The organism is Dechloromonas hankyongensis (genome assembly GCF_022012295.1).
In the GTDB taxonomy this organism is placed as follows: Bacteria; Pseudomonadota; Gammaproteobacteria; order Burkholderiales; family Rhodocyclaceae; genus Azonexus; species Azonexus hankyongensis.
Genome location: NZ_JAKLTN010000002.1, coordinates 805,703 through 820,220, shown reverse-complemented (window position 1 = coordinate 820,220; position 14,518 = coordinate 805,703). Strand labels below are relative to the sequence as shown.

At 60.1% G+C, this 14,518-nt stretch carries 15 protein-coding genes and 2 riboswitches; of the genes, 11 read left to right on the top strand and 4 right to left on the bottom strand.

Going from position 1 to position 14,518, the window contains the following annotated elements; all coding sequences use genetic code 11:
• The first annotated feature begins 41 nt into the window (after positions 1 to 41).
• The 7 genes from LZ012_RS12450 to LZ012_RS12420 all read left to right on the top strand — a co-directional run bounded on the left by LZ012_RS12450 (position 42) and on the right by LZ012_RS12420 (position 5,916).
• The gene (locus LZ012_RS12450; RefSeq protein WP_275711138.1) at positions 42 to 692 is read left to right on the top strand and encodes a 3'-5' exonuclease; all 651 of its coding nucleotides are present in this window, start codon (positions 42 to 44) and stop codon (positions 690 to 692) included.
• The gene (locus LZ012_RS12445) at positions 689 to 1,333 is read left to right on the top strand and encodes a YceH family protein (RefSeq protein WP_275711137.1); all 645 of its coding nucleotides are present in this window, start codon (positions 689 to 691) and stop codon (positions 1,331 to 1,333) included. The genes LZ012_RS12450 and LZ012_RS12445 overlap by 4 nt, the downstream gene beginning before the upstream one ends.
• 137 nt (positions 1,334 to 1,470) lie before the next feature.
• Positions 1,471 to 2,529: a dTDP-glucose 4,6-dehydratase gene (gene rfbB, locus LZ012_RS12440; RefSeq protein ID WP_275711136.1), complete on the top strand. Its 1,059-nt coding sequence runs from the start codon at positions 1,471 to 1,473 to the stop codon at positions 2,527 to 2,529.
• Positions 2,530 to 2,531: 2 nt separating this feature from the next.
• Positions 2,532 to 3,419: a dTDP-4-dehydrorhamnose reductase gene (gene rfbD / locus LZ012_RS12435; protein ID WP_275711135.1), complete on the top strand. Its 888-nt coding sequence runs from the start codon at positions 2,532 to 2,534 to the stop codon at positions 3,417 to 3,419.
• A gap of 14 nt (positions 3,420 to 3,433) precedes the next feature.
• The gene (rfbA, locus tag LZ012_RS12430) at positions 3,434 to 4,312 is read left to right on the top strand and encodes a glucose-1-phosphate thymidylyltransferase RfbA (RefSeq protein ID WP_275711134.1); all 879 of its coding nucleotides are present in this window, start codon (positions 3,434 to 3,436) and stop codon (positions 4,310 to 4,312) included.
• On the top strand, positions 4,312 to 4,848 hold the full coding sequence (gene rfbC / locus LZ012_RS12425) for a dTDP-4-dehydrorhamnose 3,5-epimerase (protein ID WP_275711133.1): 537 nt from the start codon (positions 4,312 to 4,314) through the stop codon (positions 4,846 to 4,848). The genes rfbA and rfbC overlap by 1 nt, the downstream gene beginning before the upstream one ends.
• Positions 4,849 to 4,902: 54 nt before the next feature.
• On the top strand, positions 4,903 to 5,916 hold the full coding sequence (locus tag LZ012_RS12420; RefSeq protein WP_275711132.1) for a DnaJ C-terminal domain-containing protein: 1,014 nt from the start codon (positions 4,903 to 4,905) through the stop codon (positions 5,914 to 5,916).
• A gap of 17 nt (positions 5,917 to 5,933) precedes the next feature.
• On the opposite strand, the gene LZ012_RS12415 is transcribed toward LZ012_RS12420, so the two are convergent.
• Positions 5,934 to 6,476 (bottom strand): DUF2946 family protein, encoded by a 543-nt coding sequence (locus LZ012_RS12415; protein ID WP_275711131.1) that lies wholly within the window; start codon positions 6,474 to 6,476, stop codon positions 5,934 to 5,936.
• A 556-nt stretch (positions 6,477 to 7,032) separates the two neighbouring features.
• Between LZ012_RS12415 and LZ012_RS12410 the strand changes: the two genes are divergently transcribed.
• Entirely contained in the window at positions 7,033 to 7,419 is a 387-nt protein-coding gene (locus tag LZ012_RS12410) for a hypothetical protein (RefSeq protein WP_275711130.1), read from the top strand.
• A 96-nt stretch (positions 7,420 to 7,515) separates the two neighbouring features.
• On the opposite strand, the gene gcvP is transcribed toward LZ012_RS12410, so the two are convergent.
• Genes gcvP through gcvT form a run of 3 tightly spaced genes read right to left on the bottom strand, consistent with a single transcriptional unit; the run spans position 7,516 to position 11,922 of the window.
• Complete coding sequence (gene gcvP, locus LZ012_RS12405) at positions 7,516 to 10,407, bottom strand: aminomethyl-transferring glycine dehydrogenase (protein ID WP_275711128.1); 2,892 nt, start codon at positions 10,405 to 10,407, stop codon at positions 7,516 to 7,518.
• Positions 10,408 to 10,420: 13 nt separating this feature from the next.
• Entirely contained in the window at positions 10,421 to 10,807 is a 387-nt protein-coding gene (gene gcvH / locus LZ012_RS12400) for a glycine cleavage system protein GcvH (protein WP_275711127.1), read from the bottom strand.
• Between the two features lie 23 nt (positions 10,808 to 10,830).
• Positions 10,831 to 11,922 (bottom strand): glycine cleavage system aminomethyltransferase GcvT, encoded by a 1,092-nt coding sequence (gcvT, locus tag LZ012_RS12395; protein ID WP_275711126.1) that lies wholly within the window; start codon positions 11,920 to 11,922, stop codon positions 10,831 to 10,833.
• 76 nt (positions 11,923 to 11,998) lie between these two features.
• Positions 11,999 to 12,078, bottom strand: a riboswitch (glycine riboswitch).
• Between the two features lie 112 nt (positions 12,079 to 12,190).
• A riboswitch (glycine riboswitch) is annotated at positions 12,191 to 12,279 on the bottom strand.
• Between the two features lie 109 nt (positions 12,280 to 12,388).
• Between gcvT and LZ012_RS12390 the strand changes: the two genes are divergently transcribed.
• The 3 genes from LZ012_RS12390 to LZ012_RS12380 are packed head-to-tail and all read left to right on the top strand — an operon-like array spanning position 12,389 to position 14,515.
• Positions 12,389 to 13,228, top strand: a complete 840-nt coding sequence (locus tag LZ012_RS12390) for a 3',5'-nucleoside bisphosphate phosphatase (protein WP_275711125.1) — start codon at positions 12,389 to 12,391, stop codon at positions 13,226 to 13,228.
• 2 nt (positions 13,229 to 13,230) lie between these two features.
• Positions 13,231 to 13,857, top strand: coding sequence for an L-threonylcarbamoyladenylate synthase (locus LZ012_RS12385; protein ID WP_275711124.1), 627 nt, complete (start codon positions 13,231 to 13,233; stop codon positions 13,855 to 13,857).
• Positions 13,858 to 13,864: 7 nt separating this feature from the next.
• The gene (locus tag LZ012_RS12380) at positions 13,865 to 14,515 is read left to right on the top strand and encodes a site-2 protease family protein (RefSeq protein ID WP_275711767.1); all 651 of its coding nucleotides are present in this window, start codon (positions 13,865 to 13,867) and stop codon (positions 14,513 to 14,515) included.
• Positions 14,516 to 14,518 lie beyond the last annotated feature (3 nt).

Below are 14,518 nucleotides of genomic sequence, written 5' to 3'. Positions count from 1 at the left end.
GCATGGATTGACGTCGAACGATCGTGGCGGAGTACGGCACGATGAGTGACGTGACCTTCAATCGCCGCCAGATTGCCGACAGTGAACTCCCGGTTTTTCAAGGGGTATCGTTGGCCGATATCATCCTGGTCGATAGCGTTGACAAGGTCGCGGCAGCGCAGGCGACCCTGCTGGCTTCGCCGGTTCTTGGTTTCGACACGGAATCGAAGCCGACCTTTCGCAAGGGCGAGGTTTCGACCGGGCCGCATCTGGTGCAACTGGCCACCGACGAACGGGTGTACCTGTTTCCCGTTTCGTTCGAGGCGAATCATGCGGCCTTGCGGCAGATACTGGCCGCCCGGAATGTCATCAAGGCCGGCTTCGGCCTAGGCAACGACCGCAGTGCCTTGCGCTCGCGTCTGGATATCGAACTGAACAATGTGCTCGACCTCGGCGAGGTGCTGCGCGGCCCCGGGCATCGCGGAACGGTGGGGGCCAAGGTCGCTGTGGCGCATTATTTCAGCGAGAAACTGATCAAGTCGAAAAGGGTGGGCACCAGCAACTGGGCAAGTCGGCGGTTGGATGAGCGCCAGATGCTGTACGCCGCCAACGATGCCCATGTCGCCTTGCGGATTTACCATGCCTGGTTGCAGGATTCTTCCCGCCAGGCCCGGCCCGCTGCCATCGTCTCTCCCCCACAGGAAAAACCATGATCGATTCGCTGCCCGAACTCTCGCTGCTGGAAACCCGCATACTCGGAACGCTGGTCGAAAAGCAGCGCACCGTTCCCGATACCTATCCATTATCGGTCAATGCGCTGCAAGCCGGCTGCAACCAGAAAACCAGCCGCAACCCGGTGATGGAGACCAGCGAGGCCGAAATTCTGGTGGCGCTCGACACCCTGAAAGACCATGGTCTGGTGCGCGAGGTCAGCGGCAGCCGGGTCAGCCGCTTCGAGCATCAAGTCGAAAAGATGCTTGGCGTGCCGACCCAGGCCTCCGCCCTGCTCACCGTACTGATGCTGCGCGGGCCACAGACCGCCGGCGAACTGCGGCTGAATTGCGAGCGCCTGCATCGTTTTGCCGATATCTCGTCGGTCGAGGCTTTCTTGGAGGAGCTGGCTGGTAGGAATTGTGGTGCTTTGGTGGTCGAGTTGCCGCGCCTGCCAGGCGCCCGCGAGAATCGCTGGATGCATTTGTTGAGCGGGCAGTCGACGGTCGACTCTGTTGTCGCCGCTGGAAAGTCAGTTGCGGTATCCGGATCGGAAATCGCCGAACTGCAGACGCGTATTGCTGCCTTGGAGGTCGAAGTTTCGGAATTGCGCAGGCTGATATTGGAAAGAACTGGGGAGTAATTGTCCTGCAAGCTCGTTTTAGGGTCGGTGTTTTTTCATATCACGCTTATATAGGGCGCGCGGGTGCCGGATAATAGCGGTTTGGTGATCGCAACTGGATTCACGCTATTGTTTTGTCGTACGACAGAGAGGAAGTCATGATTCTCGTAACTGGCGCAGCCGGCTTCATCGGCAGCAATTTCGTTCTTGATTGGCTGGCTCAGTCCGATGAAACAGTCGTTAATCTGGATGCTTTGACCTATGCGGGCAATCTGGAGAACCTGGTATCGCTTGAAGGCGATGTGCGCCATATTTTCGTCAAGGGCGATATCGCTGATTTCGGTCTGGTTGCAGGCCTGTTCGCAAAGCACAAGCCGCGTGCAGTGGTGAATTTTGCAGCGGAGTCACACGTGGATCGCAGTATCCACGGCCCGGAGGACTTCATTCAGACCAATATTGTCGGCACTTTTCGCCTGCTCGAGGCGGTACGGGCCTACTGGGGCGGGATGGAAGACGAGGAAAAGACGGGTTTTCGCTTTCTGCATGTGTCGACCGACGAGGTATACGGCTCGCTGGAAAAGGATGATCCCGCTTTCAGCGAAACTAACCGCTATGAGCCGAATAGCCCTTATTCAGCCAGCAAGGCGGCGAGCGATCATCTGGTGCGCGCCTATCACCATACCTATGGCCTGCCGGTGCTGACGACCAACTGTTCGAACAACTACGGTCCGTATCATTTTCCGGAAAAGTTGATTCCGCTAGTCATCCACAACGCGCTGGCCGGAAAACCGCTCCCTATCTACGGCGACGGCCAGCAGATTCGCGATTGGCTGTACGTCAAGGACCACTGCAGCGCCATCCGGCAGGTATTGGAAGCCGGCCGTCTGGGCGAGACTTATAACGTGGGTGGCTGGAATGAAAAGCCTAACCTGGAGGTCGTGCACACCCTCTGTGCCATCCTCGACGAACTCAGTCCGCGCGGAGATGGCAAACCGTACAGCGAGCAGATCACGTACGTGAAAGATCGACCGGGCCACGACCGCCGCTATGCCATCGATGCGACCAAGATTGAACGCGAACTGGGCTGGAAGCCGGCTGAAACTTTCGAGACCGGCATTCGCAAGACAGTTCGTTGGTATCTGGATAACCAGGACTGGGTGGCCAACGTGACGAGCGGCGCTTACCGCGAATGGCTAGACAAGCAGTACGGGGCGTGAGCATGCGGATTCTCCTTACCGGAAAGAATGGTCAGGTCGGTTTTGAGCTACAACGTGCGCTGGCGCCCTTGGGAGAAGTGATTGCGGTAGACCAGCACGATTGTGATTTGGCGAATCCGGATGCCATTCGCCAGTTGCTTGCAAGAGTGCAGCCAAACGTTATCGTGAACCCGGCGGCGTATACAGCAGTGGATAGAGCCGAGTCGGAGCGGGAACTGGCCCTGGCGATCAATGGGGGCGCTCCAGGGGTATTCGGCGATGAAGCGGCTCGGCGAGGGGCTCTGGTCGTTCATTACTCGACAGATTATGTTTTCGATGGCGTCAAGGACGGGGCGTATTCCGAAAATGATGTGCCCAATCCGCAAAGTGTGTACGGAAAGACCAAACTGGCTGGCGAGCAGGCGCTGCAAGCGAGCGGAGCGGATCACCTTATTTTCCGAACCAGTTGGGTGTTTGGCGCGCATGGTGGCAATTTTGCGAAGACCATGCTACGTCTTGCCGCCGAGCGTGACGGCCTGAAAGTCGTGGCCGACCAGTTCGGTGCTCCGACCTCAGCAGCGCTGCTGGCCGACGTGACGGCACAGGTATTGGGATGCTACAAGCGTGAGGGCGGGGCAGGTTTTCCATTTGGACTGTATCACCTGGTGGCTGGGGGCTATACCTCGTGGCATGAATACGCTCAGACCGTCGTGCGCGCAGCCTTGTCTGCAGGCAAGTCACTCAAATTGACTGCCGACCAGGTTCTACCGATTACGACTGCCGATTACCCATTGCCAGCTTCCCGGCCCAGCAATTCCCGCCTCGACACCCATCGTCTCCGCCAGACCTTTGGGCTGGAACTGCCTGTGTGGCAAAGTGGGTTGGACCATGTTTTGCAACAGATTCTCTGATTTAAGGACACATCATGCGTAAAGGCATCATTCTGGCCGGTGGTTCTGGCTCCCGCCTCTACCCGGTCACCTTGGCGGTTTCCAAACAGCTGCTGCCGATCCACGACAAGCCGATGATCTACTATCCGTTGACCACGCTGATGCTGGCCGGTATTCGCGACATTCTGATTATTTCCACACCGCAGGACACCCCGCGCTTTCAGCAATTGCTTGGCGATGGCAGCCAGTGGGGTCTCAATCTGCAATATGCAATCCAGCCCAGCCCGGATGGCTTGGCCCAGGCATTCATCATTGGCCGTCAATTTGTCGGTAATGGCGATAGTGCCCTGGTGCTTGGCGACAATATTTTCTACGGCCATGAGTTTGCCAACGACCTGCGCGCTGCCGATGCCCAACAAAGTGGGGCAACAGTCTTCGCTTATCACGTGCATGACCCCGAACGTTATGGGGTAGTTGAGTTCGATGGCGCCGGGCAGGCGATCAGCCTGGAAGAGAAGCCCAAGCTGCCTAAATCCAATTACGCGGTTACCGGCCTCTATTTCTACGATAACCAGGTGCTCGACATTGCTCGCGATCTCAAGCCGTCGCCTCGTGGCGAACTGGAGATCACGGATGTAAACCGCATCTATCTGGAACGCCAGCAATTGAATGTCCAAGTCATGGGCCGCGGCCACGCCTGGCTCGATACCGGTACGCATGAAAGCCTACTGGATGCCAGCCAGTTCATCGCCACCATCGAGAAACGTCAGGGCCTGAAAGTGGCCTGTCCGGAAGAGATAGCCTATCGTAAGGCTTGGCTTGATGCCGGGCAACTGGAAAAACTGGCGCAGCCGATGCTGAAGAATCCGTATGGCCAATACCTGATGAGCGTGCTCAGAGAGAAGGTATTCTGATGAAGGTCACATCTACCCAGATTCCAGATGTCCTGAGCATCGAACCTCGGGTCTTCGGTGACGATCGGGGATTCTTCTTTGAAAGCTTCAACCTGCGTGCCTTTCGCGAAGCGACTGGAATGAACGTCGATTTCGTCCAGGATAACCACTCCAAATCAGCCCGAAATGTCTTGCGTGGCTTGCATTATCAAGTCCAACACTCACAGGGAAAGCTGGTCCGGGTTGTACAGGGCGAGGTTTTTGATGTGGCGGTCGATATTCGCAAGGGTTCAAAAACCTACGGCCAGTGGGTCGGCAAAATTCTCTCGGCGGAAAACAAGACACAGCTATGGATCCCTGCTGGATTGGCCCATGGATTTGTCGTGCTTTCCGATACGGCGGAATTTCTCTACAAGACCACGGATTACTATGCGCCGGAACATGAGCGCTGCATCGCCTGGAATGACCCCGATCTGGCTATCGAGTGGCCCATCAATGGCAATCCTTTGCTGTCAGCCAAGGATGCTGCCGGTTCTGGCTTCCGAGATGCGGAGTAAGCGATATTGTGATCGCTCTGAGCGAATCGGGATTCAGCCGTGAGTTTTTCGGTAATGGAATTTGATCCCTTTCTTGTACTCGGCGTTGCCCGGGATTCCGATCCGGCCGACTGGAAGCGCGCCTATCGCCGGCTGGCCATGCGTTGGCATCCCGATCGCAATACCGATCCGCTGGCGACGGAGCGTTTCAAGGAAATCAATGCAGCATACGAGCAGCTAACGACCGCCGACGACCCCGAGGTCGTTGACGAAGATTACCGTGCCGAAGAGGCGCCAGAGAGCGAGCCGGAGCCGAGCGTGGAGAAGGCGGCGGATATTCGCCTGAATATTGAGGTTAGCCTCGAAGAGGGGGCGGTCGGGTGTCGCAAGGCGATTCACTATTCGCGCGGCAAGCCTTGTATAACCTGCGATGGCAGCGGCGAGGCGGGCATGTCGCGGACCCGTTTCTGCGATGACTGCCACGGTAGCGGCCGCGTCCATGATGCCAATCGCACCCTGGTGCGCTGCACAGCCTGCGGCGGGCGTGGCTTGTTCACCGAACGCATCTGCCCCGATTGCGGCGGCAGCGGTCGGGATGCCGACGACGTCAACCTGGAGATCACCATCCCGTCGGGTATGCTGCCGGGCGACGAACTGCGCCTGGTCGGGCAGGGTGAGCCGGGGGATGACGAACGGCAGGCGGGCGACCTGTATCTGACGCTGATCATCCGCTCGCACCCGCTCTACCAACTGAGCGGCCGCGACCTGCAATTCTCTATGCCGGTCAGCGCGCTGGCGATGATGGCCGGGGCTGAAATCGAGTTGCCGTCCCCGGGTGGCATTTTCGGGTATGCGCTGGAGGCAGGTGTCGTCGAGCGCCGCCATGTGTGCCTGCCGGGCAAGGGTTACCCGGGGCGGGGCAAGCATAAGGCGGGAGACATGCTGGTCGAACTGGTACCGCAATTTCCCCGCAAACTGAATGCCAAACAGCGCAAGCTGCTGTTGCAGGCCAATGCAGCCTTGCTCGACGATGCCACTGAGGCGATGCCCGAAATTGCCGACTGGCGGGCCGCCTATATAGCCAACTGAGTGGCCAATTGAGCGTCTCAGGGTTTCGGTGCCGGATCGAAGCCGAAGCGCATAGGGAGATCGCTTGAAGCGATCGACTGCAGGCGATGGGTGTGCCAGAAAATAGTGCCTGCGCCAGTGGTCATTAGCTCGATAAGGGCTGCTTCGCTGGCCGACCGGCCATCCTGATCACGGCATTCGGCGAGGAAACCGGCCAACTCGCGGTCATCGAGCATGCCGATGCCGAGAGCGGTCTCCAGCACGATGCTGCCTTCTTCGTCGAGGTAGATGCCTTGCACCGCATCGGCGGGCTGCCCGGTGTGGCTGACGAATCCGTCACCCTCGCGCCGAAATACCCACGGTGTTCTGACCAGAGTGACGAAAACCCGTTGCGGGCCGTTCTGCACGAACCAGCGGCCCGCCTCATCAGAACCATACTGTCGGTTCATGAAGTCGATCAGGCCACGGTGGGTGACACGTTCTCCCTGCAAGCGCCAATTGCCCCGCCGGTCGAGCGACAGCCAGTCGTAACAGGCGGGAACGTTGGGCCATTTGGCGATGGCGGAGAGATCAACGGTCATCAATCGGCTTAGGCTATGTTCCGGACAATTAAATCCACATGACCGCCTTTGGATAAATACATGGCGTTAGGGCATTCCTATGTTCGGTAATCGACACTGCGCAGTTCAAAGACAATTCTTTGCGCAAGTCGCTTGAATCGTCAGAACGTTACGGTAAGGCTAACAATCTTACCCTGAGTGCTTCTTTGATTCTCGATCAATGGCAAAAAATGGGACTCAGCGTGAAGGTCGAAAATGGTGGGTGGAGAGTCCGGCGAAAAAAGCGTTGTGCTGTGTTGCCGACGAATTGCTCTTGGCACCGAAAAGCGAACCGGTTAAAGCGCGATGCCGGAAATATGAGCGAACCTATTTCATGACATATGGTCGATACGTTTATCGTATCAACCGACAGATACGACTCCCTGCAGTCTGGAAATCCATAAAGGAAATATAGATGGCAGTTGTGGTTCGAAGCGATGCTTGGCAATCGTAACGATCCAGATGGAACGCAAGCTTCCAGATTGAATCTTCGGATTCCAGCCACGGAAAGCGAGCGAATCGATCAAAGGAGAAAATCATGAAATACAGTTTTCTACTCAAATCGGGTTTTTGCGTATGTGTGGCGGTGAGCGCATTAGCGCCGCTTTCTACGCTGGCCGATGAACAAGGCAAGATGGGCCCTGGTTGGAGTTCCTATGGAATTGGCGAAACGCCTACCGTGTATGGTAATGCAGGGGAAGAGTCTGTTAGAAGCGAACGCGGTGCGATGGGGCCGAAAGCTGGCGATAGGATGGAGGGTGTGGCCGAAACACGATACCTATCTGGCGAAAACCCCACTCAATATGTTTGGTGGGAATCTGGAAAAACGGGGCATGGCGCCCAAGGCCCAATCAGGAACGAAGGCTTGAACGATAGGGGTGCTGGATACTTCCAGGGTGAAATGCCGAGCCAGTATGGCCGATAGGCAGGAGTTGGCCACACAGTAAAAATCCTGGTCTTGCCTTTTTTGTAAAGAAAACGGCCTCATTGCGAGGCCGTTTTCTCTTGAGCAGCCTACTGTTTAGTCTGCGTACGCTTCCATCGGTGGGCAGGCGCAGTTCAGGTTACGGTCGCCATACACATCGTCGATGCGATTGACGCTTGGCCAGAACTTGTTGGCAGCCACCCACGATAGCGGGAAAACGGCCTGCTGGCGGCTGTACGGATGCTTCCACTCGTCGTCCATGACATCGGCCTGAGAATGCGGGGCATTCTTCAGCGGATTGTTGTCGGCTGTCCATACGCCGTTCTCGATCTGGCGGATTTCTTCGCGAATGCTGATCAAGGCAGCGATGAAGCGGTCCAGCTCGGCCTTCGACTCGGATTCCGTCGGCTCGACCATGATCGTGCCGGCGACCGGGAAGGACACCGTTGGGGCATGGAAACCGTAGTCCATCAGACGCTTGGCGATGTCGATCTCGGCGATGCCGGTGGCGGCCTTGATCGGACGGATGTCGAGGATGCACTCGTGCGCCACGCGGCCGTTCTTGCCGACGTAGAGTACCGGGTAGTGATCGTGCAGCTTCTGCGCGACGTAGTTGGCATTCAGGATGGCAACCTGGGTCGCCTTCTTGACGCCGGCGCCGCCGAGCATGGCCAGGTACATCCAGGAAATGGTCAGGATAGAGGCAGAGCCGAACGGGGCGGCGGAAACCGCACCCTGGCCGGCATTGACGCGGTCGGCGTCGCCCGTCGGCTGAACAACGTGGTCGGCCATGAACGGTGCCAGATGGGCCTTGAGGCCGATCGGGCCCATGCCCGGTCCGCCGCCGCCGTGCGGGATGGCGAAGGTCTTGTGCAGGTTCATGTGGCTGACGTCGGCGCCGATGAAGCCGGGCGAGGTCAGGCCGACCTGGGCGTTGAGGTTGGCGCCGTCCATGTACACCTGGCCGCCGTACTGATGCACGATGGCGCAGATGTCGCGCACCGCTTCCTCGAACACGCCGTGCGTCGACGGGTAGGTGATCATCAGGCAGGCCAGGTCGTTGGCGTGCGCCTCGGCCTTGGCCTTCAGATCGGCGACGTCCACGTTGCCGTTGTCGTCACAATCGACGACGACCACCTTCATGTTGGCCATCTGGGCGGTGGCCGGGTTGGTGCCATGCGCCGATTTGGGAATCAGGCAGACGTTGCGGTGTTCCTCGCCCCGGCTGGCATGGTAGCGGTCGATGGCGACCAGGCCGGCGTATTCGCCCTGGGCGCCTGAGTTCGGCTGCATGCAGATGGCGTCGAAGCCGGTGACCGTCTTCAGCCACTCGGTCAGGCCGGCGATCATTTCCAGGTAGCCAGTCGCCTGATCGCGCGGAGCGAATGGGTGCAAGCCGCCGAATTCCGGCCAGGTGACCGGGATCATCTCGCTGGTCGCATTCAGCTTCATGGTGCATGAGCCGAGCGAGATCATCGAGTGGTCGAGCGCCAGATCCTTGTTCTGCAGCGACTTCAGGTAGCGCAGCATCTCGTGTTCGGTGTGGTGCGTGTTGAACACCGGGTGCTGCAGCACGGCGTCGGTGCGGATCAGCACGTCCGGCAGCGTGACGTCGGCAGCGGCAACCTGGGCGTCCACCGCGTCCATGTCTAGCGCGGACTGGGCGATCAGCTTGAACAGGGTGGCCACGTCGTCGCGGGTCGTCGTTTCGTCGAAGGAAATGCCGAGCACGCCGGCCGCGACGCGGCGCAGGTTGTAGCCGGCGGCCAGCGCTGCGTTGTAGACCGCTTCGGCACGGTCGCCGAGATCGACTTGCACGGTGTCGTAGAACTGCTGGGTGAGCAGATTGACACCGGCACCCTTGAGCCCGGCGGCGAGGATGGCGGTCAGCCGGTGGATGCGGCCGGCGATCAGGCGCAGACCCTCGGAACCGTGATAGACAGCATACATGCCGGCCATGTTGGCAAGCAGCACCTGCGAGGTACAGATGTTGGAATTGGCCTTCTCGCGGCGGATGTGCTGTTCGCGCGTCTGCAGCGTCATGCGGTAGGCGGTGTTGCCGCGGGCGTCCTTGGAGACGCCAATGATGCGGCCCGGCATCGAGCGGACAAAGGCTTCGCGGGTGGCGAAGAAGGCGGCGTGCGGGCCGCCGAAGCCCATCGGGATGCCGAAACGTTGGCTGGAGCCCAGCGCGATGTCGGCGCCCATGGCGCCCGGCGACTTGAGCAGGACCAGCGCCATCAGGTCGGTGGCGACGGCAACGGTCGCCCCCTTGGCCTTCAGGCCGCCGATAGCGTCGGTCAGGTCGCGGACTTCGCCGTTGTCGTTCGGGTACTGGAGCAGGGCGCCGAAGAATTCCTCGTCCTTGGCGGCATCGACAGTCGCAATGACCAGTTCGAAGCCGAAGTAGGCGGCACGGGTCTTGACCACGTCGATGGTCTGCGGGAAGCAGGCGGCATCGACCAGGAAGCGATTCGATTTCGACTTGGAAACGCGGCGCGCCATGGTCATTGCTTCGGCGGCGGCAGTGGCTTCGTCGAGCAGCGAGGCGTTGGCGATTTCCAGGCCGGTCAGGTCGACGACCATCTGCTGGAAGTTCATCAGCGCTTCCAGGCGGCCCTGGGCGATTTCAGCCTGGTACGGCGTGTAGGCGGTGTACCAGCCCGGGTTTTCCATCACGTTGCGCAGGATGACCTTGGGCGTCAGCGTGTCGTAGTAGCCCATGCCGATGCAGGACTTGTTGACCACGTTCTTGCTGGCCATCGCCTTGAGGTCGGCCAGCGCTTCGTGCTCGCGACGCGGGGCCGGCAGCGGCAGGTCGGCCGGCAGGCGGATGGCGGCCGGTACGGTCTGGTCGATCAGCTGATCTAGGCTGTCGGCGCCGATGGCAGCCAGCATGGCGGCCATCTCGGTGGCGCAGGGGCCGATGTGGCGGCCGATGAACTCGTCGTGCTGTTCCAGCGCGGAGAGCGGTTGATTGAGCGGCATGGGCGGTCCTTGCTTAGGCGGCGTCGGCAACGGCCTGGTAAGCGGCGGCGTCGAGCAGCTTGTCGAGGTCGGCGGCGTTGTCCGGGGTCATCTTGAACAGCCAGGCGGCATAGGCGTCCTGGTTCACCGATTCCGGCGCGTCGGCGGCAGCCTGGTTCACTTCGGTAACGGTGCCGGCGATCGGGGCGTACACGTCGGCAGCGGCCTTGACCGATTCGACGACGGCGATTTCCTTTTCGGCTGCGTAATGGGCACCGACTTCCGGCAGTTCGACGAAAACGAGGTCGCCGAGGGCTTCCTGGGCGTGGTCGGTAATACCGATGGTGACGGTGCCGTCAGCATTGAGTTGAGCCCATTCGTGGGAGCTGGCGTACTTGAGGTTGGCGGGAACGTTCGACATGGTTTTCTCCTGAATGGGTTGAATTAGATGACTGCTTTGCCGTTGCGGGCGAATACGGGTTTGACGACCTTGGCCTTGAGGGCCTTGCCGCGGATATCGACTTCGACTTCATCGCCGATCGCCACGCCCATCGGCAGGCGGGCGAGGGCGATGGATTGCTGCAGGGTCGGCGAGAAGCTGCCGGAGGTGATTTCGCCATCGCCATGCGGCGTCATGACTTTCTGGTGGCCACGCAGCACGCCCTTGTCGAGCAGGATCAGGCCGAGGAACTGCTTCTGCTGGCCGTTGGCTGCCAAGGCGGGGCGGCCGACGAAGTCGCGCTCGTCCTTCATGGCCACAGTCCATGCCAGGCCGGCGTCGAGCGGGGAAACCGTTTCGTCCATGTCCTGGCCGTATAGGTTCATGCCGGCTTCCAGGCGCAGCGTGTCGCGGGCACCGAGGCCGCAGGGGGCGACGCCGGCATCCTTCAGCTTGTTCCACAGGCTTTCGGCTTCACCTGCCGGCACCATGATTTCGTAGCCGTCTTCGCCGGTGTAGCCGGTGCTGGCAATGAAATACTGATCGACCTCGGCGGCGAAGAAGGCTTTCAGGCCTTCGGTGGCCGCCTTGGCCTGCGGCAGAACCTGCCACACCTTGGCGCGGGCATTCGGTCCCTGCACGGCGATGATGCCGAGGTTGTTGTCGCCGTCGCGGCGCTGGGTGATGGTGACGTCCATCTTCCATTCGGCCGCCTTGGCCTGCATCCAGGCCAGATCCTTGTCGGCGGTGCCGGCGTTGACGACGATGCGGAAACGGGTGTCGGTCAGGAAATAGATGATCAGGTCGTCGATGACGCCGCCGGCCTCGTTGAGCATGGCCGAGTAGAGGGCCTTGCCGGAAACCTGCAGCTTGGCCACGTCATTGGCGACGAGGCGCGACAGGAAGGGCCGGCAATCGGCGCCAACCACATCGACCGGGCACATGTGCGAGACGTCGAACATGCCGCAGTCGTTACGCACCGCGTGGTGCTCCTCGATCTGCGAACCGTAATTGACCGGCATGTCCCAGCCGCCGAAATCGACCATCCGGGCGTTGATTGCGCGGTGGGCAGAATTCAAAACCGTTTTCTTCAGCATATCAATCCTTTACAGGCGTTACTTAACGCCAGTTCTAGAAACGGAAAAGGGGTGAAACGAAAGAACGAATCTTGCGTTTCACCCCTCTGTCCTCGATACCTGAGAGATTTGCCCCATCGGTGGGCGCTGTTAACGCCGCTCTCCAGAGTTTCGGGTGGTCCGCTTTGCATTGAACTCGATACTTTGTCGACTGCGCCTTGCCGTGCTGATCGCACTGTCTGCGGCTTGTCTTCGCGTCTCGAATTCACTGCAAAACGGACCGACGGTCCCCGGTTCTGTGGTCCTTTTGCCTGAGCGTTTTCGGGTGAAATTGCGCCTTCGGCGGCAGATCGAACTACTCTCTCCCACTGAACGGGAGGCACTATAGCGGGATGCGGCTGTCTGATCAACATGCTGCGCCGCACAAGGGAGATCGGGCGGTGCTCCCTTCATGATAAACTCGTCGTTTGCTTTCAAAAGCTTGCCCGTGACGCCTGCCAATTTCGACTTCCACTGCCATTCCATTGTTTCCGACGGTTTGTTGCCGCCCCAGGTGGTCGCCCGCCGGGCGGCGGCGAATGGCGTCGATCTATGGGCACTGACCGACCATGACGATATGGGCGGTCTGGCCGAGGCTAGGGCCACCGCCGAGGAAGTCGGCATGCGTTTCGTCAATGGTGTCGAGATTTCCATCGAATGGCGCGGTACCCCGATTCATATCGTCGGCCTCGGTTTCGATGCGGCCAATCCCGATCTGGTCAACGGTCTGCACGATTTGCGGCAGGGCCGGGTCGAACGCGCCCAACGCATGGGCGATGCGCTGGCCGCCATCGGCATTCCGGGCGTCTATGAAGGCGCATTGTGCTTCGTCACCAACCCGAACCTGATCTCGCGCGCCCACTTTGCTCGTTATCTGGTGTCGATCGGCATCGCCCGCGACGTGCCGGGGGTTTTTCAGCATTACCTGACGCCGGGCAAGCCGGGTTACGTCGATCACCAGTGGGTAACCCTGGAAACCGCCGTCCAATGGATCAATGGTGCTGGCGGTGTCGCTGTCGTCGCGCATCCGGGCCGCTACAAGATGTCTGGTGCCGACATGCGCCGTTTCCTCGATGATTTCAAGGATGCCGGCGGCTGCGGCATCGAGGTGACCTGCGGCAGCCATTCGCCCGACCATGTGCTGCATTTCGCCCGCTTGGCCCGGCATTACGAATTCCATGCCTCGCGCGGCTCGGATTTCCACGGGCCGGAAGAGAGCTATGTCGATCTCGGCAAGCTGCCGCAATTGCCGGAAGACCTGAAGCCGGTCTGGCGTCTGGTGGTCTGAGCATGGCGCGTATCGTCCAGATTCACCCCGAGTCGCCGCAGCAGCGCTTGCTGGTGCAGGCGGCGGAGTTCATCCGCCAGGGGGCGCTTGTCGCCTTACCGACCGACTCCTGTTATGCCCTCGGTTGCCATCTTGGCGACAAGGAGGCGCTGGATCGCATTCGCCTGATCCGTCAGGTCGACGATCGCCATCACCTGACCCTGATGGTGCGCGACCTGTCGGAAATCGCCACCTACGCCCGCGTCGACAACGCCCAGTACCGCCTGCTCAAGGCGGCCACCCCGGGCAGCTATACCTTCATCCTCGAAGGCAGCAAGGAGTTGCCGCGCCGGGTCATGCACCCGAAGCGCAAGACCATCGGCCTGCGTATCCCGGATCATCCGGTGGCGCTGGCCCTGCTCGAAGAGCTGGGCGAGCCGCTGCTGACCACGACCCTGCAACTGCCGGGCGACGAATTTCCATTGACCGAAGGCTGGGAAATCCAGGACCGGCTCGACGAGCAGTTGGAGCTGATCCTCGATGGCGGGCCTTGCGGCACCGAACCAACGACGGTCATCGACCTGACTGGCTCGGCCCCCGAATTGATTCGTGCCGGGCGCGGTTCGCTGGCACTGTTCGGGCTCGATTGAACGCATGCTGGCGAGCCTGATCCAGACCCTGGCCATTTCGGCGTTGCCGGTGATCTTCGCGATCACGCTGCACGAGGCGGCGCACGGCTATGCGGCGCGTCATTTCGGCGATCCGACCGCCTGGCAGATGGGGCGGATCAGCCTGAATCCCCTGCGCCATATCGATCTGGTCGGCACCATCATCATCCCGATTGCCATCCTGCTCTTTTCCGGCGGCACCTTCCTGTTCGGCTATGCCAAGCCGGTCCCGGTCGATTTCAGCCGCCTGCGCCATCCCAAGAAGGACATGTTCTGGGTTGCGGCCGCCGGCCCCGGTGCCAACCTGTTCATGGCCCTGTGCTGGGCTTCGATGCTCAAGCTGGCGTGGTTGATGCCCTCCAACGAATTCACCCTGCCGCTGTCGGAAATGAGCAAGGTCGGCATCATGGTCAATTGTGTGCTGATGGTGCTCAACCTGCTGCCGCTGCCGCCGCTTGATGGCGGACGGATTGCCGTCAGCCTGCTGCCGCATGCGCTGGCCTGGAAATTCGCCCAGCTCGAACGCTGGGGCTTCCCGATTTTGCTGCTCTTGTTGTTCACCGGTATTCTCGGCGCCGTCATGAACCCGCTGGTCATGGTGTCGGCGCGGCTTATCGAACTCATTTTTGGTCTCTACTAATCG

Coding starts and splice junctions, on each gene's coding strand:
- LZ012_RS12420 (WP_275711132.1), top strand. CDS start 4,903: ATGGAATTTGATCCCTTTCTTGTACTCGGCGTTGCCCGGGATTCCGAT.
- gcvP (WP_275711128.1), bottom strand. CDS start 10,407: ATGCCGCTCAATCAACCGCTCTCCGCGCTGGAACAGCACGACGAGTTC.
- LZ012_RS12410 (WP_275711130.1), top strand. CDS start 7,033: ATGAAATACAGTTTTCTACTCAAATCGGGTTTTTGCGTATGTGTGGCG.
- gcvT (WP_275711126.1), bottom strand. CDS start 11,922: ATGCTGAAGAAAACGGTTTTGAATTCTGCCCACCGCGCAATCAACGCC.
- LZ012_RS12450 (WP_275711138.1), top strand. CDS start 42: ATGAGTGACGTGACCTTCAATCGCCGCCAGATTGCCGACAGTGAACTC.
- LZ012_RS12385 (WP_275711124.1), top strand. CDS start 13,231: ATGGCGCGTATCGTCCAGATTCACCCCGAGTCGCCGCAGCAGCGCTTG.
- rfbA (WP_275711134.1), top strand. CDS start 3,434: ATGCGTAAAGGCATCATTCTGGCCGGTGGTTCTGGCTCCCGCCTCTAC.
- rfbC (WP_275711133.1), top strand. CDS start 4,312: ATGAAGGTCACATCTACCCAGATTCCAGATGTCCTGAGCATCGAACCT.
- LZ012_RS12445 (WP_275711137.1), top strand. CDS start 689: ATGATCGATTCGCTGCCCGAACTCTCGCTGCTGGAAACCCGCATACTC.
- LZ012_RS12415 (WP_275711131.1), bottom strand. CDS start 6,476: ATGACCGTTGATCTCTCCGCCATCGCCAAATGGCCCAACGTTCCCGCC.
- gcvH (WP_275711127.1), bottom strand. CDS start 10,807: ATGTCGAACGTTCCCGCCAACCTCAAGTACGCCAGCTCCCACGAATGG.
- rfbB (WP_275711136.1), top strand. CDS start 1,471: ATGATTCTCGTAACTGGCGCAGCCGGCTTCATCGGCAGCAATTTCGTT.
- rfbD (WP_275711135.1), top strand. CDS start 2,532: ATGCGGATTCTCCTTACCGGAAAGAATGGTCAGGTCGGTTTTGAGCTA.